This window comes from Telluria sp. ZB4P36 (genome assembly GCF_059685865.1).
On the sequence record NZ_JCASIE010000006.1, the window covers coordinates 15,478 to 39,816 of the forward strand.

Consider the following 24,339-nt stretch of genomic DNA (forward strand, 5'->3'; position numbering starts at 1 on the left):
ATGAATGACACCCAGCTCCTGCGCTACTCCCGCCACATCCTGCTCGACGAGATCGGCATCGAAGGCCAGCAAGCCCTGCTCGACGCCCACGCCCTGATCATCGGCGCCGGCGGCCTCGGTTCCCCCGCCGCCCTCTACCTGGCATCAGGCGGGATCGGCCGCATCACCCTGGTCGACGACGACGAGGTCGACCTCACCAACCTGCAGCGCCAGGTCATGCACACCACCGCGCGCATCGGCCAGCCGAAGGTGGATTCCGGCCGCGCAGCCCTGCTGGCCATCAATCCCGACATCGACGTCACCGCCCTGCGCGAACGGGCGGCCGGCGATCGCCTGCGGGAGCTGGTGCGCGCCGCGACGGTGGTCCTCGACTGCAGCGACAACTTCGCCACCCGCCACGCCGTCAACCGCGCCTGCGTGGAGGAAGGCAAGCCGCTGGTGTCCGGCGCCGTGATCCGGTTCGACGGCCAGCTCTCGGTCTTCGACAGCCGCCGACCCGAGGCCCCCTGCTACGCCTGCCTGTTCCCCGAGGACAGCAACTTCGAGGACGTGGCCTGCAGCACCATGGGGGTGTTCGCGCCCCTGGTCGGCGTGGTCGGCGCCATGCAGGCGGCCGAGGCCATGAAGCTGGTGGCCGGCATCGGCGAGCCGCTGGCCGGGCGCCTGCTGCTGCTCGACGGACGTGCCATGGAATGGACCGCGCTCAAGGTCGCCCGCAACCTGTCCTGCCCCGTCTGCGCGGCCCGCGCCAGCCGGGCGGCATGAGCATCTGGACAAGCTCATTAAGACAGGGTTAACTGGGCCGTCCCGAGTACAATTGCTCACGCGCACGTGGTAGCCCATGGCCGCATGTGGCTTTATACTGTCTGTCTTCAACCGACGTCCTTACAAAGATTAACCCATGCACATTGATTCGCAACGTAAGCAGCGCCGCGCACGCGGCTTCACCCTGGTCGAGATCATGGTCGTCGTGGTCATCATCGGCATCCTCGGCGCCCTGGTGGTGCCGAAGCTGCTGGGCCGTACCGGCGAGTCGCGCGTCACCGCCGCCAAGGTCGACATCGCCACCATGATGCAGGCACTCAAGCTCTACAAGCTCGACAACCAGCGCTACCCGAGCACCGAGCAAGGCCTGCAAGCCCTGATCACCAAGCCGACCGCGGGCCCGTCCGCCGGCGGCTGGAAAGACGGCGGCTACATCGAGAAACTGCCGAAAGACCCGTGGGGCAATGCTTACCAGTACCTGTCGCCAGGCATCCACGGCGAAGTCGACGTGTTCTCGCTGGGCGCCGATGGCCAGCCCGGCGGCACCGGTGAGGATGCCGACGTCGGTTCCTGGGAATAAGGATTCCGATGCGGGCCCGGGGCGCCCAAGGCAGTAGCGGCTTCACCCTGGTGGAGCTGCTGGTCGTGATGGTCATCATCGGCATCACGCTGGGCCTCGCTTCGCTCAACGCCATCCCTTCCCCGCGCCAGGACCTGCAGCAGGAAGCCCAGCGCATCGCCCTGCTGCTGCAGCTGGCGCGTGACGAAGCCATCGTGCGCAACCGCCAGGTCGCCTTCGAGGCCAATCCCGAGCGCTACCGCTTCGTCGTGCGCAACGACACCGGCTGGGAGCCGGTCACCCGCGACGACCTGCTGCGCGAACGGACTTTCCGCGGCGCCCCGCTGCAGCTGGTGCTGCAGCCGACCACCGGCGCCGATCCCAACCAGGTGCGCATCACCTTCGGGCGCGAGCCGGTCGACAAGCCCTTCGTGCTGACCCTCGCCACCGGCGGCAATGCGGTCGCGATCCGTGCCGACGGCATCGGCCACTTCACGGTGGAATAGGGCATGAACATGCGCGCACGCGGATTCACCCTGCTCGAAGTGCTGGTCGCCCTCGTCATCGTCGGCACCGCGCTCGGCGCCGGCCTGCGCGCCGTCGGCAGCCTGACCTCCAACAGCGACGGCCTGCGCGCCTCCATGATGGCCACCTGGTCGGCCGAGAACCGCCTGGTGCAGATCCGCCTGGGCAAGGAATTCCCCGAAGTCGGCAAGCGCAACTTCCCCTGTCCTCAGGGTGAGCTCAAGCTCATTTGCGAAGAAGAAGTGCTGACCAGCCCCAATCCGCAATTGCGCCGGATCGAAGTCTCGGTGTTCGACGCCGAACGTCCGACGCGCCGCATCGTCAAACTGGTCCAGCTCGTGTTGAGGCCTTCGCGGACATGACGCCACCCCTCCATCAAGGCCGCCGCGGCTTCACCCTGGTCGAACTGCTGGTGGCGATCAGCATCCTCGCCATCCTGGCCGTGCTCGGCTGGCGCGGGCTGGACGGCATCGTGCGCGCCCGTATCGCGCTGGTCGAGCAGATGGAAGTCACGCGCGGCCTGCAACTGGCCTTTGCCCAGATGCAGAGCGACTGCGAGCACCTGGCCGGACGCGAGATCATCGGCCGCCGTCCCAACCTGCAGTGGGCCGACGCCCGCTTCACGCTGGTGCGCAAGGTCTATAACGAGAACGAAGCCTCGCAGCTGGTGGTGGTGTCCTACCGCGTGGTGGACGGCACCCTGGTGCGACGCGAATCGCGCGGCACGCGCGACCTGGCCCAGCTGGAGGCGCTGTGGCAGGCGGCCGCCGGCGACGCGCCGTCCGAATCGGCGCCGCCGGTCGCGCTGCAAAGCGGCCTGACCGGCATGAACATCCTGGCCTACCAGGGCAACCAGTGGCGCTCCGAGCCGGCGCCGGCCGCCGACGGCGCCCAATTGGAAGACCCGAGCGGCCTGCAGGTCGGCCTCGTGGTGCAAGGCAAGGAAGTCCCGATGATCAAGTTCTTCCTGCTGGGAGGCACCTGATGCGCGCCCCGACCAGCTTGCGCCAGCGCGGCGTCGCCGTCGTCACGGCCCTGCTGCTGACCACGCTCGCAATCTCGATCGTCGCCAGCCTGTTCTGGCAGCAGCAGGTGCAGGTGCGCTCGATGGAAAACCAGCGCCTGCACCTGCAGACCAAGTGGATCCTGCGCGGCGCCCTCGACTGGGCCAGCCTGGTGCTGCGCCAGGACGCGTATACCTCGCAATACACCTCGCTCGACCAGGTCTGGGCCACGCCGCTGGCCGAGACCCGGCTCGACCAGTACATCGAGCGCGAACGGGTGCAGGGCGAAAGTTTTGACGCGACGCTGTCCGGCAACATTATTGACGCCACGTCGCGTTACAATCTCGTCAATCTTGCAAGGGACCGCATCAAGGACGAGGAGCAGGTCAGGATCTTCGGCAAGCTGCTGGACAACCTGCGCCTCGACATCCGCCTGGCCGATCGGGTGGCGAACTTCGTCGCGCAGGGGCAGCAGGTAGGGACAGCCATGGTGGACCCGGCCAATCCGCCGCCACCGCCGCCACCGCCACCGCCGCCATCGACGCCATCGACGCTGTCTCCGGTGCCGGCCGTCAACGGCATACCGATCCCGGTACTGCAGGTGGACGACCTGCTGGCGGTGCAGGGAATCACGCCCGAGGTGCTGGCGAAGCTGCGGCCCTTCCTGATCGTGCTGCCCTACGGCACCGAGGTGACGAAGCTGAACGTGAATACCGTGCCGCCCGAGCTGCTGTCGGCGCTGGTGAAGGACATGTCGCTGTCGCAGGCCAACGCCCTGGTGGCGCGCCGCAAGACGGCGGCGTGGCGCACGGAAGAGTATTTTAAAAGCCAGGTGCCGGATGGCGATGCATTGCCCGACACTTGGGATGTCAGGAGCCGGTGGTTTATCGTACAGAGCCGGATACGGCTCGACCGTGCGGCGTTGAACGCGGAATCGCTCATCGAGCGGCAACCCGCGATCACCGTCGGCGGTGGAACCAGGGTAGTCTGGACCCGCCAGAACTAGAAGAAAGCGAGACAGTTTGACGACTCTTTATATCCGGCACCCGGCGCGCGCGGAAGGCGAGCATGCCCTGTGCCGTTTCGCGGTGGTCGCCGATGGCGGCGCCATCGAGCAGCAGGGCGAAGGCCCCTTGCGCAATCTCGGCGACGCGGTCGCCGCCAGCCGCCGCGTGGTGCTGCTGCTGGCCGGCACCGACGTCACCCTGCTGCCGGTCCAGGCCCCGCCCGTGACCGGCGCGCGCCTGCGCGCGGCCCTGCCGGCGCTGGTGGAAGAACACATCCTGGGCGACCCGCTCGACTGCGTGCTGGTGTCCGGCCCCGCCTTGCCGGACGGCCGCCGCCCGGTCGCCGTGGTCCAGCGCGACTGGCTCGAGCCGCTGGTGAAAGCCCTGCTCGGCATGGGTGCGCGCGCCGTCGCCGCCCTTCCTTCGCAACTGTGCCTGCCGCTGCAGCCGGGCGGCGTCTCCGCCGCTGTCGCCAGCGGCGAACTGCTGCTGCGCCAGGGACAGTACGAAGGCCTGGGACTGGCCATGGACGGCAATCCGACCCTCACGCTGCAGACTGCGCGCGCGTTGTCGGGCGATGCACCGCTGACCCTGTATGTGCCGCACGAGCAGTTCGGCGAATACCAGGTCTTGCTGGCGGAAGCCGGCCCCGGTATCACGCTGGAAAACGATGCGTGGGAACACTGGATTGCAGGATCGAAAAGCAGCGGCATCGACCTGGTGCCGGGCCTCGGCACGGCCGGTGTCGCCCAGCGCGACTGGAGCCGCTGGCGCTGGCCGATCCGCCTGGCCCTTGCCGCGGTCGTGGTCAACATCATCGGCGTCAACATCGAATGGCTGCGCCTGAAGCGCGAAGCCGACGCGGTGCGCCAGGAAATGACCCAAACCTTCCGCAGCGCCTACCCGAACCAGCCGGTGATCGATCCGGTCGCGCAGATGCGCCAGAACATCGCCCGCGCCAAGGCCGCCAGCGGCCAGATCAGCCAGGACGAGTTCGGCTGGATCGCCGGCCTGTTCGGCGAGACGGTGCGCGGCCTCGGGCGCCAGCCCGGCATTGCATCAATGGAGTTCCGGGAACGCGCCCTGACCGTGCGCGTCAAACCTGAAACCGTCGACCCCGCCACCACGAGCCAGCTGCGCACCGCCCTCGGCGCACGCAACCTGAGCCTGGAAGAAAGCGCGCCCGCCACCTGGATCATCCGCAGTACGGGCGTCACGCAGTCGCCCACTTCGGGAGCAGCACAATGAACGCCCTCGCCACCATCCGCACCCGTGCCGGCGCCATCCGGGAACGTGCGCTCGCCTACTGGCTGGCGCGCACCGACCAGGAGCGCAAGTTCCTCGCCGTCGGCGGCGGCGTGGTCCTGGTCGCGCTGGTCTATGCGCTGCTGCTGGCGCCGGCCATCGAAGGGCGCGACAGCCTGCGCCGCTCGCTGCCCGCGCTGCGCCAGCAGGCCGCCGAGCTGCAAACCCTGGCCGCCGAAGCCTCGACCCTGGCCGCCAACCCGGCGCCCCAGGTGCCGCCCATGACCTCCGACGCGCTGAGCGCCAGCATGGCCCAGCGTGGTCTCAAGGCGGGCTCGATCACCATGACCGGCGAATACGCCAAGGTCCAGCTCAACGGCGTGTCCTTCGCCAACCTGGTCACCTGGCTCGATGCCCAGCGCCGCGAGAACCGGGTCCAGGTACAGGATGCCGTCTTCACCGCCCTCGCTACGGCGGGGCAGGTCGACGCCACCCTCACGCTGCGCCAGGCCAGCATGCCGGCCCAATGAAGCGCCTGCTGCTCTGGCTGGTTCCGATCCTGCTGGCCGTGCTCGTCACGGTAATGGCCTTCCTGCCCGCTTCCTGGCTGGGTCCGATGGTCGAACAGCAGACCGGCGGCCGTTTGACTCTGGGGGATGCGCAGGGTACGCTCTGGAACGGCTCAGCCTTCGTGGGCGGGGCGCCGGGCGCGGGTGGCGCGGTGACGCCGCTGCTGCCGGGACGCTTCGCCTGGCGTCTGTCGCCGCTCGTGCTGTTGGGCCAGGTCCACATGGAATTGGAGAACCCGCAAGCCCTGGCACGCCCGGTTCGCATCGACGGCAGCTGGTCGCAATGGCAGGTGAGCAGTGGCGAACTGCTGCTGCCGGCCGAGGGCCTGGCCGGGCTGGGCGCGCCGCTCAACACGCTGGCGCCGACCGGCAGCATCCGGCTGGTCTGGAATACGCTCGACCTGCTGCGCCAACCCAATACGGTGGCGGTGCAGGGCAGGACAGTATTAAGCTTGAGCGACATGGGTTCGCGCATGGCGCCCATCCGGCCGCTGGGCAGCTATGAAATGATATTCGACTGGCGCGGCAACCAGGCCGACCTGAACCTGCGCACGGTACGCGGTGCGCTCGTACTGACAGGCTCGGGTATGCTGCAAAATGGCAGGCTGCGCTTTTCCGGCCAGGCCTCGGCCGCCGAAGGATACGAACAGACGCTGGGCAATATGCTCAACCTGCTGGGCCAGCGCCGCATGGTGAACGGCAAAAACATAATCGCACTCGAGTTCAGATAATGACCAATAAAAACGGTACGACCTTCGCCCCTGGCTTCGCCGCCCGATCCAGCTTGCGCCTGCCGGCGCTGCGCCGCATGGCGGCCGGCGCCATGCTGTGCTGCTTCGCAGCCACCACCGCCGGCAGCTTCTTTCCCGCGCCGGCCCAGGCCCAGGAGAGTGCGAACGCTGCGGCGCTGAGCTTCGTCAACGCCGACATCGAATCGGTGATCAAGGCGATCGGCCACTACACCGGCATGACCTTCATCATCGATCCGCGCGTCAAGGGCACGATCACCCTGGTGTCCGAGAAATCGCTGAGCAAGACCCAGGCCTTCGGCCTGCTGACCTCGACGCTGCGCCTGCAGGGTTATGCCGTGGTCACCAGCGGCGACGGCTATGCCAAGGTGGTGCCGGAAGCCGAAGCCAAGGCCCAGTCCTCGCCGACCCAGGTCGGCGGCGTGCGCGCCAGCCGCGCCGTCGGCGACCAGATCGCGACCCAGGTGTTCTATCTGTCCTACGAATCGGCGGCCAATCTGACCGCCGTGTTGCGCCCGCTGATCTCGCCGAACAATTCCATCATGGCGAACCCGGGAAACAACACCCTGGTCATCACCGACTACGCCGACAACCTGCGCCGCCTGGCCCGCATCATCGCCGCGCTCGACGCGCCGGTGGCGGCCGACCTCGACGTGATCCCGATCCGCAATGCGATCGCCAGCGACATCGCGGCCCTCGTCACCCGCCTGATGGAACCGAGCGCCGGCGGCGATTCGGGCCGCGTCACCGTGCTGCCCGATCCGCGCACCAACTCGGTCGTGGTACGTGCGCCCTCGCAGGCGCGCGCCAACCTGGCCAAGTCGCTGATCGCGCGCCTCGACCAGCAGACCTCGTCGCAGGGCAATATCCACGTCGTCTACCTGAAGAACGCCGACGCCAGCCGCGTGGCCCAGACCCTGCGCGCCGTGGTGTCGCAGGACGCCTCGGCGGTGCCGGTGCAGCAGCAGGGCACCTCGGGCGGTTCGATCCAGGCCGGCAGCACCACCGGTACCGGCGGTTCGGGCGGGCTCGGCGGCCAGCAGGGCCAGCAGAGCAGCGTCGGCATGGGCGGCACCGGCAATACCTACGGCCAGCAGAGCCAGCTCACCGCGGGCGGCGCCGGCGGCGGCCAGGGCTCGGGCTTCATCCAGGCCGATGCCTCCACCAACAGCCTGATCATTACCGCGCCGGATGCCGTGTACCGCAACCTGCGCAGCGTCATCGACCAGCTCGACGTGCGCCGCGCCCAGGTCTACATCGAGGCGCTGGTGGTCGAAGTGACCTCCAACAAGGCCTCGGAATTCGGCGTGCAATGGATCGGCGCCTCGGGCGACAGCGACAGCAAGTACCGCGTCGGCGGCGTCCAGTCCTTCACCGGCGGCGCCCAGGGCGGCAACATCGTCGACCTGGCCGCGGCCGCGCGCACCGGCCTGTCGGGCACCTCGGTCCCGACCATCCCGGGCGGGCTGACCTTCGGCCTGTTCCGCCAGGTGGGCGGCGAGCTGGGTCTCGGTGCGGTAGCGCGCGCCCTTGAAAACGATGGCAACGGCAATATCTTGTCCACACCGAACATGATCACCCTGGACAACGAGCTGGCGACGATCAAGGTCGGCCAGAACGTCCCGATCATCACCGGCTCGTACACGACCACCGCCGCCACCGGTGGCGGCAATCCGTTCCAGACCGTCGACCGCAAGGATGTCGGCCTGCTGCTCAAGGTGCGCCCGCAAATCTCGGAAGGCGGTACGATCAAGATGGCGATCTACCATGAGAACTCGAGTGTCGACCAGTCCACCCGCAATTCGGCGTCGGGCCTGACCACCAATGTCCGTGCGATCGAAACCAATGTGCTGGCCGACGATGGCCAGATCATCGTGCTCGGCGGACTCATCGAGGACACCGAGGGCGATGGCGAAGAGAAAGTACGCGGCCTGGGCGACATTCCGGTGCTGGGCAATTTGTTCAAGTACCGCAGCCGCAACCGTACCAAGACCAACCTGATGGTATTCCTGCGCCCGGTCGTGGTGCGCAGCAAGGAAGCCTCGAACTCGCTCGCCATGGACCGCTACGAATACATGCGCGCCGTCGGCGCCTCGGGCCAGGCCAGCCAGGAAGAGACCATCCTGATGCGCAGCCTTGGTGCGCCGCAGCTGCCGCCGCTGACCAATGGCCAGCCGCCGGTCGGCGGCACCATGGCGACCGCACCGGTCCAGACCGCACCGGCGGCCGGCAGCGCGCCCGGCGCGGCCAGCGGCCAGAGCGTTCCGCAAGGGCAGCAGCCCCAGCAGCAGCGCCAGGCCCAGCCGACCTCGCAGTTCCGCCCGGTGACGCCATCGAACCAGAGATAAGCCGACCATGAACAATTTGTTGCCTTTCGCCTTCGCCCGTGACCACGGCGTGCTGGCGCGCGGCGGGGACGAACCGGGCCAGGCCGTCGAGGTGCTGGTGTCCGGCGCCACGGCGCCGAGTGCGATCGCGGAAGTCTCGCGCCGCTTCGGCCGCATCACCCTGCGCCGCCTCGAGCGCGGCGAGCTCGACGAAGCCATCGCCAAGGCCTATGCCGGCGCCGGCGGCGACGCCTCGCAAGTGGTGGACGAGTTCGACGCCGACCTCGACCTCACCAGGCTGCTGCAGGACGTGCCGGCCATCGAAGACCTGCTGGAATCCTCCGACGACGCACCGGTGATCCGCATGATCAACGCGCTGCTGACGCAGTCGCTGCGCGAAGGCGCTTCCGACATCCACATCGAGCCCTTCGAGCAGACCTCGGTCGTGCGCTTCCGCGTCGACGGCGCGCTGCGCGACATCGTGCGCCCCAAGAAGGCGATCCACGCCTCGCTGATCTCGCGTATCAAGATCATGTCGCAGCTCGACATCGCCGAGAAGCGCCTGCCGCAGGACGGCCGCATCACCCTGCGCATCGGCGGCAAGCCGGTCGATGTGCGCGTCTCGACCCTCCCGACCGGCCACGGCGAGCGCGCGGTGCTGCGTCTGCTCGACAAGGAAGCGGGCCGCCTCGACCTGAGCCACCTGGGCATGAGCCCGGACATGCTGCCGCAGTTCGACCGCCTGATCAACCAGCCGCACGGCATCGTGCTGGTCACCGGTCCCACCGGTTCCGGCAAGACGACCACGCTGTACGCCGCGCTGTCGCGCCTGAACGCGTCCACCACCAACATCATGACGGTGGAAGACCCGATCGAATACGACCTCAACGGCGTCGGCCAGACCCAGGTCAATGCGCGCATCGACATGACCTTCGCCAAGGCCCTGCGCGCCATCCTGCGCCAGGACCCGGACGTGATCATGATCGGCGAGATCCGCGACCTGGAAACGGCGCAGATCGCGGTGCAGGCCTCGCTCACCGGCCACCTGGTGCTGGCGACCCTGCACACCAATGACGCCGCCTCGGCCGTCACCCGCCTGCTCGACATGGGCATCGAACCGTTCCTGCTGTCCTCGTCCCTGCTGGGCGTGATGGCGCAGCGCCTGGTGCGCAAGCTGTGCGCGCAGTGCAAGGTCAGCGACGCCACCGGCTGGCACGCGGTGGGCTGCGAGCGCTGCGGCCACACCGGCTACCACGGCCGGGTCGGCGTTTACGAGCTGCTCGAAACCACCGAGGAAATCCGCGCCCAGATCCACAACCAGGCGTCCGAAGCCGACATCCGCGTCGCTGCCCAGAAGACCGGCATGAAGCTGATGCGCGAAGACGGCGAGCGCTGGCTGGCGGACGGCACCACCACGCGCGCCGAGCTGGTGCGCGTGACCAAGGACTAACGTCATGCCGGCATTCCGTTACGAGGCCGTCGACGCGGGCGGGGCGACCAAGAAGGGCGTGGTTAATGCCGACAGCCCGCGCGCGGCGCGCGCCGACCTGCGCACCCAGGGCCTGACGCCGCTGAACGTCGAGCTGATCGCGGCCCAGCTCGACGCCTCCGGCGCGGCGCGCTCGCGCGGCTTCGGCGAGCGCCTGTCGCAGGTCGAGCTGGCGCTGTTCACGCGCCAGCTGGCCAGCCTGCTGGAAGCCGGCCTGCCGCTCGAACAAGCCTTCACCGCGCTGCTGGAACAGGCCGAGCGGCCCTACGTGCGCGACCTGATCGCCTCGATCCGCTCCGAAGTCATCGGCGGCTCGGCCTTCTCGAGCGCGCTGTCGCGCCATCCGCGCGACTTCGCCGAGATCTACCGCGCCCTGGTGTCCTCGGGCGAACAGATCGGCCAGCTCTCGCGCGTGCTGTCGCGCCTGGCGGACTACATCGAGCGCCGCAACGCGCTGGTGCAGAAGGTGCGCCTGGCCTTTACCTACCCGGCGATCGTCACCGTGGTGGCCTTCGCCATCGTCATCTTCCTGCTCACCTACGTGGTGCCGCAGATCGTCTCGGTGTTCGCCAACACCAAGCAGAAGCTGCCCTTCCTGACCTTGATGATGCTGGCGATCTCCGATTTCGTGCGTGCCTACGGCATCTACGTCGGCATCCTGCTCATCGCCGCGTTCTGGCTGTGGCGGCGTGCGCTGCGCAACCCGGACCTGAAGCGGCGCTGGCATACCTGGCTGTTGAGTGCCCCCGTGTATGGCAAGTTCGAGCGCAGCCTGAACACCGCGCGCTTTGCCAGCACGCTGGCGATCACCACCGGCTCGGGCGTGCCGATCCTGCGCGCGCTCGAGACCAGCCGCGATACCCTGTCGAACGTGGCCATGCGCGAATTGGTCGAGCAGGCCACCGCGAGCGTGCGCGAAGGCGTGAGCCTGGCGCGCGCGCTGTCGGCGCAGAAGCATTTCCCGCCGATGCTGGTGCACATGATCCGCGCCGGCGAGATCACCGGCGAACTGCCCGCGATGCTCGAGCGCGCCGCCAACTCGCAGCAGGCCGACCTCGAGCGCCGCACGCTCACCATCGCCGGCCTGCTGGAGCCGGTGCTGATCCTGGCCATGGGTCTGGTGGTGCTGCTGATCGTGCTGGCGGTGCTGATGCCGATTATCGAAATCAACCAGCTGGTGCGATAAGAAAAACAAAGCAAGGACATCGATGAACAAGCGTTTGCCTCTCCTCTTCACCCTGCTCGCGCTGATCCTGCTGGTCGCGTCGATCGCCTACTGGTTCCTGCAGCTGTACAAGCCCGCCCAGCGCCCGCTGGCGCCGCCGCCGGTCGTCACGCAGGCCGAGCCGAGCCCGGACGCCGCCGCCTACCTGTTCGGCGGCCAGCCGACGGCGGTGGCGATTTCCAATTACCAGCTGACCGGCGTCGTCTCGGCCGGCCCCAACAGCGCCGTGATCCTGGTGGCCGAGGGTTCGCCGCCGAAGGCGGTGCGGATCGGCCGCGAGATCGTGCCGGGCGTAACGGTGGCCGAAGTGCATGCGCGCTACGTGATGCTGTCCGAAGGCGGCGTGATGAAGCGCGTCGACCTGGCGCCCGATACCGGGGCCGCGTCCCAGCTGGGCGGCAACATGGCGCCGCCGGTGGCCGGACCGCAGCCCGTGGCCGTCGCACCGGCGCCCGGTGTCGAACCGCAGACCTCGCCTGGCGCCGTGTCGATACCGCCGAGCATGCAGTCGGTGCCGCCGGCTGGCGGTCCGCCGGGCGGCACGCCGACCACCCCGGAAAACGCGATCCCGGTACAGGACGCGCCGCCCGATCCGACCATGTCTCCGCAGCAGCAACAGCAGCAGGGACAAATCCCGCCGCCGCCGAACCAGGTGCAAATGCCGCCGCCGACCAGGGCAATCAACAGCCCGGTGGGGCAGGCGCCGCAGACGCAGTAAGCCGGAACGCCGCAAGCATGCGGCGTTTTTTATTGCGCAGCCAGGTCGGCTGGCGTATAAAGTTGCATCCTGTTAAATGCACAATGCCGGAGGCTAGCTCTTGAATCGCACCCATACCCTGATGTCGCGGATCGTCCTGTCTTGCCTCGCCCTGGGCTGGACGGGGGCCCAGGCCGCCGACGTCACCATCACCGCCGACCGCCTGCTCGACGTGCGCACCGGACGCATGGTCCAGCACCCCGAGATCCTGGTGCGCGACGGCCGCATCGTCAGCGTCAAGCCTGCCGGCGCCGCGCCCGCCGGCGAGGGCGGGGCCCGCATCGCGCTGCCCGGCATGACCCTGGTCCCCGGCCTGATCGACATGCACGTCCACCTCGATTCGGACCCGACCTTCGGCGGCTACAGCTACCTCGAATACAACGACCGCTTCTGGTCGGCGCTCGCCGTCGCCCATGCCGGCAAGACCCTGGATGCCGGCTTCACGACGGTGCGCAACGTCGGCGCCTCGGACTGGAACGACGTCGGGCTGGGCCAGGCCATTGCCGCCGGCAAGGTGCGCGGGCCGCGCATCATTCCCGGCGCCTGGTCCTTCGGGCCGACCGGCAGCCATTGCGACAGCACCTACTTCCCGCCCTCGATGGAAGAGAGGAACCCGTACAACGCCGACGGCCCCGAGGAAGTGCGCAAGTCGGTGCGCGCGCTGCGCAAGTACGGCGCCCAGGTCATCAAGGTCTGCGCCACCGGCGGCGTGTTCTCGCGCAACACCGAGCCAGGTCAGCAGCAGATGAACCTCGCCGAACTGCGTGCCGCGGTGGACGAGGCCGCGCAGTGGGGCCTGAGGGTGGCGGCCCATGCGCATGGCGCGGCCGGCATCAAGGACGCGATCCGCGCCGGCGTCACCACGATCGAGCATGCCAGCCTGATCGACGACGAAGGCATCGCGCTGGCGAAGAAGCACGGCGCCTGGCTGTCGATGGACATCTACAACGGCGACTACACGGCGGCCGAGGGCAAGAAGAACGGCGTGCTCGAAGATAACCTGCGCAAGGACCGTGAAGTCACCGAGATCCAGCGCCAGAACTTCAAGAAGGCGCATGCGGCCGGCGTGAAGATGGTCTATGGCACCGACGCCGGCGTCCACCCGCATGGCGGCAACGGCAAGCAGTTCGCGGTCATGGTCAAGTACGGCATGAGCCCGCTGCAGGCGATCCAGGCCGCCACCCTGAATGCCGCCGAAGCACTGGGCAGGAACGATGTCGGCATCGTCGAGGCCGGCCGCTTCGCCGACATGCTGGCGGTACAGGGCGACCCATTGGCGAACGTCCAGCTGCTGGAAGCGCCGGCCGTGGTGATCCAGGGCGGCACCGTCGTCAAGGGCAACGCTCCCTGATACACGCATCCATCCCACTTTCCACGGGGGCGCGGCAACGCGCCTTTTCGTGACGAATTCACAGCTTCATCTTGCCAAGGATGACAGCCTGCTGCAGCATGCAGGTGACCTCCTCGCGCATGCCCACCCGGCCGCCTGCGCGCGCTGAAGACGGCACCACCCCGCCCGTCCTCGCATCCGGCGAACAATCGAAAAATTCGATTATATGGCCGCAAATTATCCGTTTTTCAATGTGGCCCTGGCCGCGCATAATGACTCCATCGCATCGAACACAAGGGCGAACGGGAGCAGAGAAGCACAGTTCCTGAAGCATCGAAGAGTTCGATGGTTTTGAGGCCGCGTCTCCGGACGCATAGCAGAACAAGGAGCACAGCATGTACCTCGTTTCTCTCGGCGCCGGCATCCTGGCAGGCGTGGTCTACGGACTGATCAACGTCCGCTCGCCGGCGCCCCCCGCCATCGCCCTGATCGGCCTGCTCGGCATGCTGATCGGTGAACAGGTGGTGCCGGTCGCCAAACGGATCATCGACGGCGCACCGATAACCAAGGCTTGGTTCGCCAGCGAGTGCCAGCCCCGCATCACCGGCGTCCCCAGCGCCAAGAACGACACCGGCGACTCCCGCCAAGCCTGACCCGATTCTGGATTTACCTACTTAACTTACTGAAGGAGAACATCATGACCAACGCCAAACTCGAAGTCCTGACCCCGGAAAACTCGCAACTGATCATCATCGACCACCAGCCGCAGATGGCTTTCGGCGTGCAGTCGATCGACCGCCAGACCCTGAAGAACAACGTGGTCGGCCTGGCCAAGGCCGCCAAGGCCTTCGGCATCCCGACCATCATCACCACCGTCGAGACCGAGTCCTTCTCCGGCAAGACCTACCCGGAAATCCTGGACGTGTTCCCGAACCACCCCATCCTCGAGCGGACCTCGATGAATTCCTGGGACGACCAGAAGGTGCGCGACGCGCTCGCCAGGAACGGCAAGAAGAAGGTCATCGTGGCCGGCCTGTGGACCGAAGTCTGCAACACCACCTTCGCCCTGTGCGCCATGCTGGAAGGCGAGTACGAGATCTATATGGTCGCCGACGCCTCGGGCGGCACCTCGAAGGATGCCCACGATTTCGCGATGCAGCGCATGATCCAGGCGGGCGTGGTGCCGGTCACCTGGCAGCAGGTACTGCTGGAATGGCAGCGTGACTGGGCGCACCGCGACACCTACGATGCCGTGATCAAGATCGTCACCGAGCACTCGGGCGCCTACGGCATGGGCGTGGACTACGCCTACACCATGGTGCACAAGGCCCCGGCCCGCAACCAGGGCCAGAACGACGTGCTGGCGCCCGCACCTGCCCCCATCTCCGCAGTCCGTTAATCACGCCGAACCGGTCCGCCCCAGGGCGGACCGCCACGCCACCCCAGCCAGGAGCAGCAGCATGCAAGCACAGACCACCCTCCTCATCAACGGCAAGTTCGCCACCCTCGACCGAGAGCAGCCGAACGCCAGCGCGGTCGCCATCCGCGACGGCCGCTTCCTGGCGGTCGGCGACCAGGAGCACGTGATGCGCTTCCGGGAGGCGGGCAGCCAGGTCATCGACCTGAACGGCCGCACCGTGATTCCCGGCCTGAACGACTCGCACCTGCACCTGATCCGCGGTGGACTGAACTACAACCTCGAGCTGCGCTGGGAAGGCGTCCCGTCCTTGGCGGACGCGCTGCGCATGCTGAAGGAACAGGCCCTGCGCACCCCGAACCCGCAATGGGTGCGCGTGGTGGGCGGCTGGAACGAATTCCAGTTCGCCGAGAAGCGCATGCCGACCCTGGAAGAAATCAACGCCGCGGCACCCGACACTCCGGTGTTCATCCTGCACCTGTACGACCGCGCGCTGCTCAACCGCGCCGCACTGCGCGCCGTCGGCTACACGAAAGACACGCCGAACCCGCCGGGCGGCGAGATCCAGCGTGACGCCGCCGGCAACCCGACCGGCATGCTGATCGCCCGTCCGAACGCGATGATCCTCTACGCGACCCTGGCCAAGGGTCCGAAGCTGCCCTACGACCTGCAGGTGAACTCGACGCGCCAGTTCATGCGCGAGCTGAACCGCCTCGGCATCACCAGCGCGATCGACGCCGGCGGCGGCTTCCAGAACTACCCCGAGGATTACTCCGTCATCGAGGAACTCGACCGCAACGAACAGCTCACCATCCGCATCGCCTACAACCTGTTCACCCAGAACAAGGGCAAGGAACTGGAAGACTTCCAGCGCTGGACCGGCATGGTGACGCCAGGGCAGGGCAGCGACTACTACCGCCACAACGGCGCCGGCGAGATGCTGGTGTTCTCGGCGGCCGACTTCGAAGACTTCCTGGAGCCGCGCCCCGAGCTGGCGAACGGCATGGAGGACGAGCTGGAAAAGGTGGTGCGCCACCTGGTGAGCGAGCGCTGGCCCTTCCGCCTGCACGCCACCTACGACGAATCGATCACGCGCATGCTCGACGTGTTCGAGAAGATCAACCGCGAAATCCCCTTCGACGGCCTGCACTGGATGTTCGACCACTGCGAGACCATCAGCCAGGCCAATATCGAGCGCGTGAAGGCGCTGGGCGGCGGCATTGCGATCCAGCACCGCATGGCCTTCCAGGGCGAATACTTCGTGGACCGCTACGGCGCCGAAGCGGCCAAAGCCACGCCGCCGGTGAAGCAGATGCTGGAGATGGGCGTGCCGGTGGGCGCCGGCACCGACGCCACCCGCGTGGCCAGCTACAACCCCTGGACCGCCCTGTACTGGCTGGTGACGGGGCGCACCGTCGGCGGCCTGCCGCTGTACGGCGACAAGGGCCTGCTCGATCGCAGCGTCGCCCTCGAACTGTGGACCTCGGGCAGCGCCTGGTTCTCGAACGAGCAAGGCCGCAAGGGCCGGATCCGGGAAGGCATGCTGGCCGACCTGGTGGTACTGTCCGACGATTTCTTCAGCGTCGACGCGGAAGACATCAAGGCGATCGAATCGGTGCTCACCGTAGTCGGCGGCAAGGTGGTCTACGGCGCCGCCGAATTCAGCGATATCGGGCCGGCGCCGATTCCCGTGCTGCCGGAATGGTCGCCGGTCTCGACGGTACCCGGCCACTGGCGCAAGGCCGCCCCGCAGCCGCAGCAGTCGCACATGGCCCTGCCGCACCAGTGTTCGGGTCCTTGCGGCGTGCACGCCCACAGCCATGACCGCGCCCGCAAGTCGAACGTCCCGGCATCAAGCTTCGGCGCATTCTGGGGTGCCTTCGGCTGCAGCTGCTTCGCGTTCTGATCATGACGAGCGCACACTTCCAGCGCCTGCAGGCGTCCAGCATGGGCTTCCTGGCCGGCTACGTCGACACCCTCGGCTTCGTCGCCCTGTTCGGCCTGTTCACGGCCCACGTCACCGGCAACTTCGTCCTGATCGCGGCAGCACTGGCCGACCCGGCACAGACGCCTTCGCTGCTCAAGCTGCTGGCCTTCCCGGCCTTCATCCTGGGTATCGCCGCAGCCCGCTTGCTGGTGGCGGGCTGCGAGCGCCGCGGCAAGGCGGCCGTCAAACCCACCTACCTGCTGCAGCTGGTGCTGCTGCTGGGCTTCATGGCCTGCGGCATGCTGGCCGAGCCGGTGGGCAGCAGCGCCGGTGCCTTTGCGATGGCGGCCGGCCTGCTGGGCGCCGCCGCGATGGGCGCGCACAGCGCGGCCAGCAAGCTGCTGCTGACCCACCTGGCGCCGACCTCGATGATGACCGGGAACGTTACCCAGCTCGTGATCGACACGGTCGACCGCCTGCGCGGCGCCGCCGACGCGGCCACCAAGGCGCGCTGCGCCAAGTTCTTCTGGCCGGTGCTGGCCTTCGCCCTCGGCTGTGCCGCCGCGGCCTTCGCCTACCGCGCCTTCGGCTTCGTGGCCCTGATCGTCCCTAGCGCGATCCTCTGCCTGCACCTGGTGCAGGCAGAGCCGGAGGCCCCATGAACAAGAACCGCCTCGAGGCCTTCAGCGACGGCGTGATCGCGATCATCATCACCATCATGGTGCTGGAACTGAAGCCGCCCCACGGCACCGCCGTAGCAAGCCTGGCGGAAGTGCTGCCGGGCTGGCTGCGCTATGCGCTCAGCTTCGTCTACGTGGGCATCTACTGGGTCAACCACCATGCGCTGCTCGACCGGGTCGCGAAAGTGGACGGCGCCACCCTGTGGGCCAACCTGCACCTGCTGTTCTGGATGTCGCTGATTCCCTACGTGACGGCCTGGGCCGGCGAGAATCCGATGGCGCCCGTGCCGGTCGCGCTGTATGGCGTGGTACTGCTGCTGTGCTCGATCTCTTTCATCCTGCTGTCCTGGCGCCTCGACGTGGACAGCGGCGCCGCCAGTCTGCACTCCTGGAGCAACGGCAAGAACCGGCTGTCGGTCGCGCTGTATGCGCTGGCGATCCTGCTGTCGCTGGTCTACCCGCCGCTCGGCGCGCTCATCCACGTGCTGCTGGCCCTGCTGTGGCTGATGCCCGAAGCCAGCCGGCCAGACAAGGGCGTTCAGCGCGGGTAGGTGAAGCCGGTACGGATGTCCATCGGCAGCAGCCGGCTTCCCTCGCGCACGTTCAGGCGCGAGGGCGGTTCCTCGCCGGCCAGCGTGCGCCGCGTGATCGGCAATCCTTCGGCCTTGCGCACCAGCTCATCGCAGCGCTCGTAGACATTCGGGCAGCCTGTGGCCTTGAGGAGGGCCTGCACGACCGGCACCTTCCACAGGTCGACCCCGGCGGCATTGAACTGGCAGACCAGGTAACCCGCGGCGCCGCCATAGCCGTGCACCAGCAAGCCCGGCAAGCCGTCCTGTTCGGCATCGACCAGCTGGACCAGCGCCTGTGGATCGGCACTGCGCCAGGTGTCGAGGCGGCGCTCGACGGCCGTCTGCACGCGCCGCTTGATCAGCGCGTGGTCGACCGGCTCGTCCTCGCGCAGGGTCCAGACCCGCGCGGCGATCTGCGATTTGGCATTGTAGGCCGCGCGCGCCAGGAACTGGCGCGACGAGGACTGCACGGTGGCCGTGACGCCCTGTTTGTTGCGTTCCGCGGGCTTGCCCTCGACCTTGTCGATGGCTGAGAGGTAAATCCAGGGTTCGCCGGCAAGGATGCTTTTTTCCTTGCCCTGCTTGATGGTAATGGTGAGCATATGCGGCTTTCGTATCCAGGTGCGGGATCATACAGCAAGCCATATGGCCGGGCGCGGTGCTAGGATGGGCGGACTCATCCCTCATCCCCGGACATCATGATCCTGCATCCCCAGCACACCTATGTTCACCTCGCGCCGGATGGCGTGGCGCAGCAAGTCGCCGGCGAGGCTTTCTGGCAGCTGCCGGCGCCCGAGTTCGCCGCTTTCGGCCAGGGATGGCTGATCTCCGAGTATGCGTTTACCGCCGACTGGCCGACCTGGGAAATGCACCCGCACGGTGACGAGTTCGTGTACCTGCTGTCCGGCGAGGTCGAGCTGCAGCTCGAGCAGGGCGGCGCGCTGCACAAGGTTAAGCTGGAAGGCAGCGGCGCCGTGGTCGTCCCGCGCGGCGTGTGGCATACGGCCAAGGTGCGCATGCCGAGCCGCATGCTACACGTGACGCGCGGCGGCGATACCCAGACCAGGCCGGCTTGATTCGCTTGGTTTATCCCCGGCGCAATGCTGTGAACGCCGCGAATTCCCAGGACCGGAAGCCCAGCAGCAGGGTATAGCCGTCGCGCTCCTGCAAGGGCAGGCGGCGGTCATTGCGGTGCAGGCGCGCCAGTTCACCGGCCAGCTGTTCGATCTTCTGCGCCAGTTCCTGGGCGCTGGCGCTGGACAGCCGCGCCGGCAGGCACATCAGCGCTTCGCCCGGCCGGTCGAAGCCGCCCGCGAAATAATCCTTCACCACGTGTTCGCGGAAGTAGCGCTGCACCGGGCCGTCCGGCAACCAGCGGAAGGCGTTCGACACGCGCAGGCTGTAGCGGTTCAGGGGTTTCAGTTCGATCAGCCCGAGCCGGTCGAGCTCGGCCAGCAGGGTGATGCATTCCGGTTCGGTCAGGCGATAGGTCTCGATCACCTGTTCCAGCGACCAGTGCCCGAGGCAGCAGATCGCCATCAGGAGCAGGCGCGGCTTGGCGACCAGCGAGGTTTCCTGCGGCAGGGTGAGGGCGTCGGACTGGGGGCGGGCGTCGGCGGCGCGGCGCAGCACGTCTTCCAGCGCGATGCCGGTCACCTGGCAGATCTGGGCCAGGCGCGACAGGGCCATGTCCTTCTGCCCGAACATGCGCTTGACGCTCGATTCGCTCACGCCGATGCGTGCGGCCAGGTCCTTGTAGGTAATGCTGGCGGTGCGCATTTCCGCGCGCAGCACGTCGAGTACCAACTCCGGTGAGCTCATGCGATTCCTGTCAGGTGGATAACAGCGAAAAATGTACAGCCGAATCCGGCGCGGCACAAGCTGCCGATGAGATGGACGTAAAAAAGGCGGACACGCAAGCGCGCCCGCCAAAGGGGAAATCAGTCGGGGGAAGGGCCGTTCTTCAGTCGTCGTCCGCGACCAGCTTGGCCTTCTTCAGCATGCGCTTGGCCTCCTGCCGCTCGCTGGAGAGCGGCGTGGCGTGCGCGCCCGCCGAACGTGCCTTGGCCAGCGCCGCGATCGGGTTGCGCGGCTTGCCGAACTGCTGAGATGGCTCCACCCGCAGCCGCATCTTCTGCCGCGTCGCCAGTGCCTTGTTTGCCATCGCCAGTCTTCCTTCCTAACAAAATTACAGCACGTACCTCGACAGGTCCTCGTTGACCGACAGCGCGTCGAGCCGGCCGTTGACGTAGGCCGCGTCGATCGTGACCGTCTGGGCCCGGGTGGCCCCGGCCGTGAACGAGACTTCCTCGAGCAGCTTTTCCATCACCGTGTACAGGCGGCGCGCGCCGATGTTCTCCATGCGCTCGTTGACCGAGAACGCGATCTCGGCCAGGCGATGGATGCCCTCGATGGTGAAATCGACCTTGACGCCTTCGGTCGCCAGCAGGGCTTCGTACTGCTTGGTCAGGCTGGCGTCGGTCGAGGTCAGGATGCTCTTGAAGTCTTCGATCGACAGCGATTCCAGTTCGACGCGGATCGGGAAACGGCCCTGCAGCTCGGGGATCAGGTCCGAAGGCTTGGACAAGTGGAAGGCGCCCGAGGCGATGAACAGGATGTGGTCGGTCTTGATCATGCCGTACTTGGTGTTCACCGTGGTGCCCTCGACCAGCGGCAGCAGGTCGCGCTGCACGCCGGCGCGCGAGACGTCGGCGCCGCCGTGTTCCGAGCGGGTGGCGATCTTGTCGATCTCGTCCAGGAATACGATGCCGTTCTGCTCGACGTTGGCGATCGCTTTCTGCTTCAGTTCGTCCTCGTTGACGAGCTTGGCGGCTTCCTCGTCGACCAGCAGCTTCATCGCTTCCTTGATCTTCATCTTGCGCGGCTTCTTGCGCGCGTTGCCGACGCCGGCGAACATCGACTTGATCTGCTCGGTCATTTCTTCCATGCCCGGCGGCGCCATGATTTCCATCTGCGGGGCCTGGTCGGCGACGTCGATCTCGATCTCGCGGTCGTCCAGCGATCCTTCGCGCAGGCGCTTGCGGAAGGTCTGGCGGGTGGCGTCGCCTTCCTTGGCGTCGCTGCCGCCGTTGCTGACGTTGAAGCCGAAGTCGCGCGCCGGCGGCACCAGGATGTCGATGATGCGGTCTTCCGCCGCATCTTCGGCGCGCTGGCGCACCTTCCTCTGCTCGCTGGCGCGGGTCTGCTTGACGCCGATGTCGATCAGGTCGCGGATGATGGTGTCGACATCGCGGCCGACGTAGCCGACCTCGGTGAACTTGGTCGCTTCGATCTTGATGAAGGGCGCGTCGGCCAGCTTGGCCAGGCGGCGCGCGATCTCGGTCTTGCCGACGCCGGTCGGGCCGATCATCAGGATGTTTTTCGGGGTGATCTCGTGGCGCAGCGGCTCGGCGACCTGCTGGCGGCGCCAGCGGTTACGCAGCGCGATCGCGACCGCGCGCTTGGCCTTGCCCTGGCCGACCACGTGCTTGTCCAGTTCCGAGACGATCTCGGGGGGCGTCATGTTCATGATGGGGGACTGGTTCATTCCAGGGTCTCGATGATGTGGGACAGATTGGTGTAGATGCACAGCTCGCCGGCGATGGTGAGCGACTTCTTGACGATCTCGGCGGGCGCCATCTCCGTGTTCTCGAACAGGGCCTTGGCGGCCGAGTGGGCATACACGCCGCCCGAACCGATCGCGCCGAGGCCGTCTTCGGGCTCGAGCACGTCGCCGTTGCCGGTGATGATCAGGGTCGATTCCCTGTCGGCGACCAGCAGCATGGCCTCGAGCTTGCTCAGCATGCGGTCGGTGCGCCAGTCCTTGGCCAGTTCGACCGAGGCGCGCAGCAGGTTGCCCTGGTGTTTTTCCAGCTTGGCTTCGAAGCGGTCGAGCAGGGTGAAGGCGTCGGCGGTGGCGCCGGCGAATCCGCACAAGACCTTGCCCTGATACAGCTTGCGCACCTTGCGCGCCGAGCCCTTCATGACGACATTGCCCAGCGTGACCTGGCCATCGCCGCCGAGTGCGACCTGGCTGCCGCGCCGCACAGTGACGATGGTGGTGCCGTGAAATTGTTCCATTTTTAGCCTCGTGGTTGTCTAGCAAGCCGCAGATGGGGTGGCTGCATTAAATTGCAAGACGAGCGCGGCTAAAAACTGTCGCGCAGGCAATCAGTAGCGGTGCGGGTAAAGACGAATGCCGCTATCGCCGTGCGCATAGCCGAGCAGGCGCAGCAGGGCGGCGACCAGGTGGTTCAGTTCGCGCAGCTCGACCCGGCGCTGTCGTTCCGACTGCGCGCGCAGCCGGCCCTGCAGCGCGGTGGCGCAGGCATAGTCCATGCGCGCCAGGCGCGAGCAGTCCAGCACCAGCAGCTCGCGTCCCTCGGCATAGGCGTCGACGGCGTCCAGCAGTGCGGCGCAGTCGCCCAGCGCGAGGGCCGGCAGCAGGAAGCGGTCGCCCGCGCTGGGGGCCGGCGCGGCGGTCGAGACGTGCTTCGGCGTTTCGAACGAGGGCGGCGACAGCTCGAAGGTGACGCAGTAGTCCATCGCCGATTCCTCGAAATCCTTTTCGCGGTTGGACAGCAGCAGCAGTTCGAGCAGCAGCAGCCAGGGCGCTTCGCCGCAGGCGCGGTCGCCCACCGCCAGCATGGGACGCAGGGTCGCCATCAGGGTGTCGGCGCCGGCCAGCACCAGTTCGCGTCCTTCCTTGCGCAGCGACTGCAAGGCCTTCACGAGCAGGGCACAGCCTTCGGCATCGGCGCTGCGCACCGCGCCGAGATCGACGCGCACCAGCGGGGCGCTTGAGGCCAGCAGGCGCTGCAGGCGCGCCTCGATGGCGCCGTCGAGTGCGGGTCCGAAGCTTTCGCTGGCCGCCACCCCGGCCAGCTGGGGCGCGGCCGGGGCGGGGAGCAGGGCTTGGAAGGCCGGCGGCGAGGTTTCGAAGTGGCTGGCGTAGTCGATCGCGATGCTCTCGAAGCGGGTTTCCTGTCCGGTGGCCTGGTACAGGTCGAACAGCATCCACCAGGGCAGGCGTTCGTGCTGGCCGAAACCGCCCAGGCTGTCGAGCAGCAGGTCTTCGGCGGCCATGGCCTGGCCGTTGGCATACAGGATGGCGCTTTCCTCGACGGCCGGCGCGGTGGCCGGCACGGCCGCGGCATCGGGCAGTTCCTCTGCGGCCGGTGCGGGCGCCGGCGCAGGGGCCGCCGCGGCCGGGCGGCGCGCCGCGCTGCCCCAGGCCGGTTCGTCGTCGAAGATGGCGGAGGCCATCTCCAGTTCGATCTCGTCGATCTTGGCGGCGGTGGCGCGCGCGATGGCGCGCTGGCGCTCGCGTTCAGCTTCGCTGTCGAGGCGCGAAGGCTCGCCGGCGCGCAGGCGCGTGTCCAGCGCCAGGATATCGTCGCCTGGCGCGTCGCTCTTTTTCTTCAGGAAGGAGAACAGCCCCATGGTCCCCAATGGATAATTGAACAAGTCCCGGCACGAGCATGACGGTAGCACGGCTGCGGGCGGTATGTGCTGCGCACACGCGCTGCAGCGCTAGTGTATCCGATGGGAAACAAAATATATGCACGGCAGGTTTGTCGTGCACAAAAGAAAAGAGCATGCGCCTTGCGGGGCATGCTCTTTTCGGTAGGAGGTGGACGGGTCAGTCGCCGTACAGCTTTTGCTTCAGTTCGCGGCGCTGCTGGGCTTCCAGCGAGAGGGTCGCGGTGGGACGGGCGATCAGGCGCGGGATGCCGATCGGCTCGCCGGTTTCCTCGCACCAGCCGTACTCGCCGTTTTCGATGGCTTGCAGCGATTGCTGGACCTTCTTGAGCAGCTTGCGTTCGCGGTCACGGGTGCGCAGTTCCAGCGCGTGTTCTTCTTCGATGGTCGCGCGGTCGGCCGGATCCGGCACCAGCACGGTTTCGCGCAGGTGTTCGGTGGTTTCGCCGGCATTTTTCAGCAGTTCCTTCTCGAGCTCCTGCAGGCGGTTGCGGAAAAACGCCAGCTGCGCCGGATTCATGTAGTCGTCGTCGCTCATCGCCCGAATTTCTTCTTCCGTCAGAAGGCGTTCTTCGAGCTGCGCGGCGGTATTCGGTTTCGTTGTTTTAGTCATGATGCCTTCGATACGACAGAGGTTTTCATTTTAGCAGCAAACTAGGCATTAACACCTTGGCAACAGGTGCATGGGCCAGGGCCGCTGCCCGGACGGCG

The 24,339-nt window shown here is 67.3% G+C and carries 28 protein-coding genes; 20 read left to right on the forward strand and 8 right to left on the reverse strand.

The genetic code is table 11. The features are described 5' to 3' along the window. From AC56LK_RS10525 to AC56LK_RS10590, 14 genes are all read left to right on the forward strand, one after another. Positions 1-765, forward strand: coding sequence for a HesA/MoeB/ThiF family protein (locus AC56LK_RS10525; RefSeq protein ID WP_497184497.1), 765 nt, complete (start codon positions 1-3; stop codon positions 763-765). A 136-nt stretch (positions 766-901) separates the two neighbouring features. Further along, positions 902-1,345 (forward strand): type II secretion system major pseudopilin GspG, encoded by a 444-nt coding sequence (gspG, locus tag AC56LK_RS10530; RefSeq protein ID WP_436108267.1) that lies wholly within the window; start codon positions 902-904, stop codon positions 1,343-1,345. An 8-nt stretch (positions 1,346-1,353) separates the two neighbouring features. Further along, positions 1,354-1,830: a type II secretion system minor pseudopilin GspH gene (gene gspH / locus AC56LK_RS10535; protein WP_497184498.1), complete on the forward strand. Its 477-nt coding sequence runs from the start codon at positions 1,354-1,356 to the stop codon at positions 1,828-1,830. A 3-nt stretch (positions 1,831-1,833) separates the two neighbouring features. Beyond that, on the forward strand, positions 1,834-2,211 hold the full coding sequence (gene gspI, locus AC56LK_RS10540; RefSeq protein WP_497184499.1) for a type II secretion system minor pseudopilin GspI: 378 nt from the start codon (positions 1,834-1,836) through the stop codon (positions 2,209-2,211). Continuing rightward, on the forward strand, positions 2,208-2,834 hold the full coding sequence (locus AC56LK_RS10545; RefSeq protein ID WP_497184500.1) for a PulJ/GspJ family protein: 627 nt from the start codon (positions 2,208-2,210) through the stop codon (positions 2,832-2,834). Before gspI ends, AC56LK_RS10545 begins: the two co-directional genes overlap by 4 nt. Further along, a complete protein-coding gene (gspK, locus tag AC56LK_RS10550) occupies positions 2,834-3,859 on the forward strand; it encodes a type II secretion system minor pseudopilin GspK (protein ID WP_497184501.1) in 1,026 nt (341 codons plus the stop codon). Before AC56LK_RS10545 ends, gspK begins: the two co-directional genes overlap by 1 nt. A gap of 16 nt (positions 3,860-3,875) precedes the next feature. Beyond that, positions 3,876-5,108 carry a type II secretion system protein GspL gene (gene gspL, locus AC56LK_RS10555; protein ID WP_497184502.1) on the forward strand — a complete coding sequence of 411 codons (1,233 nt, stop codon included), beginning with the start codon at positions 3,876-3,878 and terminating at the stop codon, positions 5,106-5,108. Beyond that, positions 5,105-5,635, forward strand: a complete 531-nt coding sequence (locus tag AC56LK_RS10560; protein WP_497184503.1) for a type II secretion system protein M — start codon at positions 5,105-5,107, stop codon at positions 5,633-5,635. The genes gspL and AC56LK_RS10560 overlap by 4 nt, the downstream gene beginning before the upstream one ends. Then, positions 5,632-6,405, forward strand: a complete 774-nt coding sequence (gene gspN / locus AC56LK_RS10565) for a type II secretion system protein N (RefSeq protein WP_497184504.1) — start codon at positions 5,632-5,634, stop codon at positions 6,403-6,405. Before AC56LK_RS10560 ends, gspN begins: the two co-directional genes overlap by 4 nt. Then, the gene (gspD, locus tag AC56LK_RS10570) at positions 6,405-8,771 is read left to right on the forward strand and encodes a type II secretion system secretin GspD (RefSeq protein WP_497184505.1); all 2,367 of its coding nucleotides are present in this window, start codon (positions 6,405-6,407) and stop codon (positions 8,769-8,771) included. The genes gspN and gspD overlap by 1 nt, the downstream gene beginning before the upstream one ends. Positions 8,772-8,778: 7 nt before the next feature. Further along, positions 8,779-10,200, forward strand: coding sequence for a type II secretion system ATPase GspE (gspE, locus tag AC56LK_RS10575; protein ID WP_497184506.1), 1,422 nt, complete (start codon positions 8,779-8,781; stop codon positions 10,198-10,200). A gap of 4 nt (positions 10,201-10,204) precedes the next feature. Continuing rightward, on the forward strand, positions 10,205-11,425 hold the full coding sequence (gspF, locus tag AC56LK_RS10580; protein ID WP_497184507.1) for a type II secretion system inner membrane protein GspF: 1,221 nt from the start codon (positions 10,205-10,207) through the stop codon (positions 11,423-11,425). Between the two features lie 22 nt (positions 11,426-11,447). Next, the gene (locus tag AC56LK_RS10585; protein WP_497184508.1) at positions 11,448-12,182 is read left to right on the forward strand and encodes a hypothetical protein; all 735 of its coding nucleotides are present in this window, start codon (positions 11,448-11,450) and stop codon (positions 12,180-12,182) included. Positions 12,183-12,282: 100 nt separating this feature from the next. After that, entirely contained in the window at positions 12,283-13,572 is a 1,290-nt protein-coding gene (locus AC56LK_RS10590) for a Xaa-Pro dipeptidase (protein WP_497184509.1), read from the forward strand. 58 nt (positions 13,573-13,630) lie between these two features. On the opposite strand, the gene AC56LK_RS10595 is transcribed toward AC56LK_RS10590, so the two are convergent. Beyond that, the gene (locus AC56LK_RS10595) at positions 13,631-13,822 is read right to left on the reverse strand and encodes a hypothetical protein (protein WP_497184510.1); all 192 of its coding nucleotides are present in this window, start codon (positions 13,820-13,822) and stop codon (positions 13,631-13,633) included. A gap of 124 nt (positions 13,823-13,946) precedes the next feature. Between AC56LK_RS10595 and AC56LK_RS10600 the strand changes: the two genes are divergently transcribed. From AC56LK_RS10600 to AC56LK_RS10620, 5 genes are all read left to right on the forward strand, one after another. Beyond that, entirely contained in the window at positions 13,947-14,204 is a 258-nt protein-coding gene (locus tag AC56LK_RS10600; RefSeq protein WP_497184511.1) for a XapX domain-containing protein, read from the forward strand. 44 nt (positions 14,205-14,248) lie between these two features. Beyond that, positions 14,249-14,950, forward strand: a complete 702-nt coding sequence (locus tag AC56LK_RS10605) for a hydrolase (RefSeq protein WP_497184512.1) — start codon at positions 14,249-14,251, stop codon at positions 14,948-14,950. Positions 14,951-15,011: 61 nt separating this feature from the next. Next, positions 15,012-16,874, forward strand: a complete 1,863-nt coding sequence (locus AC56LK_RS10610) for an amidohydrolase (RefSeq protein WP_497184513.1) — start codon at positions 15,012-15,014, stop codon at positions 16,872-16,874. Between the two features lie 2 nt (positions 16,875-16,876). Beyond that, positions 16,877-17,557, forward strand: coding sequence for a YoaK family protein (locus tag AC56LK_RS10615; RefSeq protein WP_497184514.1), 681 nt, complete (start codon positions 16,877-16,879; stop codon positions 17,555-17,557). Next, positions 17,554-18,126: a TMEM175 family protein gene (locus AC56LK_RS10620; protein WP_497184515.1), complete on the forward strand. Its 573-nt coding sequence runs from the start codon at positions 17,554-17,556 to the stop codon at positions 18,124-18,126. Before AC56LK_RS10615 ends, AC56LK_RS10620 begins: the two co-directional genes overlap by 4 nt. Here AC56LK_RS10620 and AC56LK_RS10625 read toward each other — a convergent pair. Further along, positions 18,114-18,749 (reverse strand): class I SAM-dependent rRNA methyltransferase, encoded by a 636-nt coding sequence (locus AC56LK_RS10625; protein ID WP_497184516.1) that lies wholly within the window; start codon positions 18,747-18,749, stop codon positions 18,114-18,116. The genes AC56LK_RS10620 and AC56LK_RS10625 overlap by 13 nt on opposite strands. A gap of 96 nt (positions 18,750-18,845) precedes the next feature. Here AC56LK_RS10625 and AC56LK_RS10630 point away from each other — a divergent pair, with 96 nt between their 5' ends. Further along, entirely contained in the window at positions 18,846-19,223 is a 378-nt protein-coding gene (locus tag AC56LK_RS10630; protein ID WP_497184517.1) for a cupin domain-containing protein, read from the forward strand. Positions 19,224-19,233: 10 nt separating this feature from the next. On the opposite strand, the gene AC56LK_RS10635 is transcribed toward AC56LK_RS10630, so the two are convergent. The 6 genes from AC56LK_RS10635 to dksA form a co-directional block, all read right to left on the reverse strand. Further along, complete coding sequence (locus tag AC56LK_RS10635) at positions 19,234-19,968, reverse strand: helix-turn-helix domain-containing protein (protein WP_497184518.1); 735 nt, start codon at positions 19,966-19,968, stop codon at positions 19,234-19,236. A 142-nt stretch (positions 19,969-20,110) separates the two neighbouring features. Then, positions 20,111-20,311 (reverse strand): hypothetical protein, encoded by a 201-nt coding sequence (locus AC56LK_RS10640; RefSeq protein ID WP_497184519.1) that lies wholly within the window; start codon positions 20,309-20,311, stop codon positions 20,111-20,113. A 24-nt stretch (positions 20,312-20,335) separates the two neighbouring features. Further along, a complete protein-coding gene (hslU, locus tag AC56LK_RS10645; RefSeq protein WP_497184644.1) occupies positions 20,336-21,676 on the reverse strand; it encodes an ATP-dependent protease ATPase subunit HslU in 1,341 nt (446 codons plus the stop codon). Positions 21,677-21,690: 14 nt separating this feature from the next. Then, positions 21,691-22,227, reverse strand: a complete 537-nt coding sequence (hslV, locus tag AC56LK_RS10650; protein ID WP_497184520.1) for an ATP-dependent protease subunit HslV — start codon at positions 22,225-22,227, stop codon at positions 21,691-21,693. Between the two features lie 90 nt (positions 22,228-22,317). Next, positions 22,318-23,589 (reverse strand): STAS domain-containing protein, encoded by a 1,272-nt coding sequence (locus AC56LK_RS10655; RefSeq protein ID WP_497184521.1) that lies wholly within the window; start codon positions 23,587-23,589, stop codon positions 22,318-22,320. Between the two features lie 199 nt (positions 23,590-23,788). Then, a complete protein-coding gene (dksA, locus tag AC56LK_RS10660; protein ID WP_036246387.1) occupies positions 23,789-24,241 on the reverse strand; it encodes an RNA polymerase-binding protein DksA in 453 nt (150 codons plus the stop codon). Positions 24,242-24,339: the final 98 nt, after the last annotated feature.

Excerpts from the sequence above, each read along its gene's own strand:
- gspD (WP_497184505.1), top strand. The coding sequence starts at position 6,405 with ATGACCAATAAAAACGGTACGACCTTCGCCCCTGGCTTCGCCGCCCGA.
- hslV (WP_497184520.1), bottom strand. The coding sequence starts at position 22,227 with ATGGAACAATTTCACGGCACCACCATCGTCACTGTGCGGCGCGGCAGC.
- AC56LK_RS10655 (WP_497184521.1), bottom strand. The coding sequence starts at position 23,589 with ATGGGGCTGTTCTCCTTCCTGAAGAAAAAGAGCGACGCGCCAGGCGAC.
- gspN (WP_497184504.1), top strand. The coding sequence starts at position 5,632 with ATGAAGCGCCTGCTGCTCTGGCTGGTTCCGATCCTGCTGGCCGTGCTC.
- AC56LK_RS10525 (WP_497184497.1), top strand. The coding sequence starts at position 1 with ATGAATGACACCCAGCTCCTGCGCTACTCCCGCCACATCCTGCTCGAC.
- AC56LK_RS10635 (WP_497184518.1), bottom strand. The coding sequence starts at position 19,968 with ATGAGCTCACCGGAGTTGGTACTCGACGTGCTGCGCGCGGAAATGCGC.
- AC56LK_RS10545 (WP_497184500.1), top strand. The coding sequence starts at position 2,208 with ATGACGCCACCCCTCCATCAAGGCCGCCGCGGCTTCACCCTGGTCGAA.
- AC56LK_RS10585 (WP_497184508.1), top strand. The coding sequence starts at position 11,448 with ATGAACAAGCGTTTGCCTCTCCTCTTCACCCTGCTCGCGCTGATCCTG.
- AC56LK_RS10630 (WP_497184517.1), top strand. The coding sequence starts at position 18,846 with ATGATCCTGCATCCCCAGCACACCTATGTTCACCTCGCGCCGGATGGC.
- gspG (WP_436108267.1), top strand. The coding sequence starts at position 902 with ATGCACATTGATTCGCAACGTAAGCAGCGCCGCGCACGCGGCTTCACC.
- gspI (WP_497184499.1), top strand. The coding sequence starts at position 1,834 with ATGAACATGCGCGCACGCGGATTCACCCTGCTCGAAGTGCTGGTCGCC.
- AC56LK_RS10620 (WP_497184515.1), top strand. The coding sequence starts at position 17,554 with ATGAACAAGAACCGCCTCGAGGCCTTCAGCGACGGCGTGATCGCGATC.
- hslU (WP_497184644.1), bottom strand. The coding sequence starts at position 21,676 with ATGAACATGACGCCCCCCGAGATCGTCTCGGAACTGGACAAGCACGTG.
- AC56LK_RS10605 (WP_497184512.1), top strand. The coding sequence starts at position 14,249 with ATGACCAACGCCAAACTCGAAGTCCTGACCCCGGAAAACTCGCAACTG.
- AC56LK_RS10560 (WP_497184503.1), top strand. The coding sequence starts at position 5,105 with ATGAACGCCCTCGCCACCATCCGCACCCGTGCCGGCGCCATCCGGGAA.
- AC56LK_RS10610 (WP_497184513.1), top strand. The coding sequence starts at position 15,012 with ATGCAAGCACAGACCACCCTCCTCATCAACGGCAAGTTCGCCACCCTC.
- AC56LK_RS10625 (WP_497184516.1), bottom strand. The coding sequence starts at position 18,749 with ATGCTCACCATTACCATCAAGCAGGGCAAGGAAAAAAGCATCCTTGCC.
- gspH (WP_497184498.1), top strand. The coding sequence starts at position 1,354 with ATGCGGGCCCGGGGCGCCCAAGGCAGTAGCGGCTTCACCCTGGTGGAG.
- AC56LK_RS10595 (WP_497184510.1), bottom strand. The coding sequence starts at position 13,822 with ATGCGCGGCCAGGGCCACATTGAAAAACGGATAATTTGCGGCCATATA.
- gspF (WP_497184507.1), top strand. The coding sequence starts at position 10,205 with ATGCCGGCATTCCGTTACGAGGCCGTCGACGCGGGCGGGGCGACCAAG.
- dksA (WP_036246387.1), bottom strand. The coding sequence starts at position 24,241 with ATGACTAAAACAACGAAACCGAATACCGCCGCGCAGCTCGAAGAACGC.
- AC56LK_RS10615 (WP_497184514.1), top strand. The coding sequence starts at position 16,877 with ATGACGAGCGCACACTTCCAGCGCCTGCAGGCGTCCAGCATGGGCTTC.
- AC56LK_RS10600 (WP_497184511.1), top strand. The coding sequence starts at position 13,947 with ATGTACCTCGTTTCTCTCGGCGCCGGCATCCTGGCAGGCGTGGTCTAC.
- AC56LK_RS10640 (WP_497184519.1), bottom strand. The coding sequence starts at position 20,311 with ATGGCAAACAAGGCACTGGCGACGCGGCAGAAGATGCGGCTGCGGGTG.
- gspK (WP_497184501.1), top strand. The coding sequence starts at position 2,834 with ATGCGCGCCCCGACCAGCTTGCGCCAGCGCGGCGTCGCCGTCGTCACG.
- gspE (WP_497184506.1), top strand. The coding sequence starts at position 8,779 with ATGAACAATTTGTTGCCTTTCGCCTTCGCCCGTGACCACGGCGTGCTG.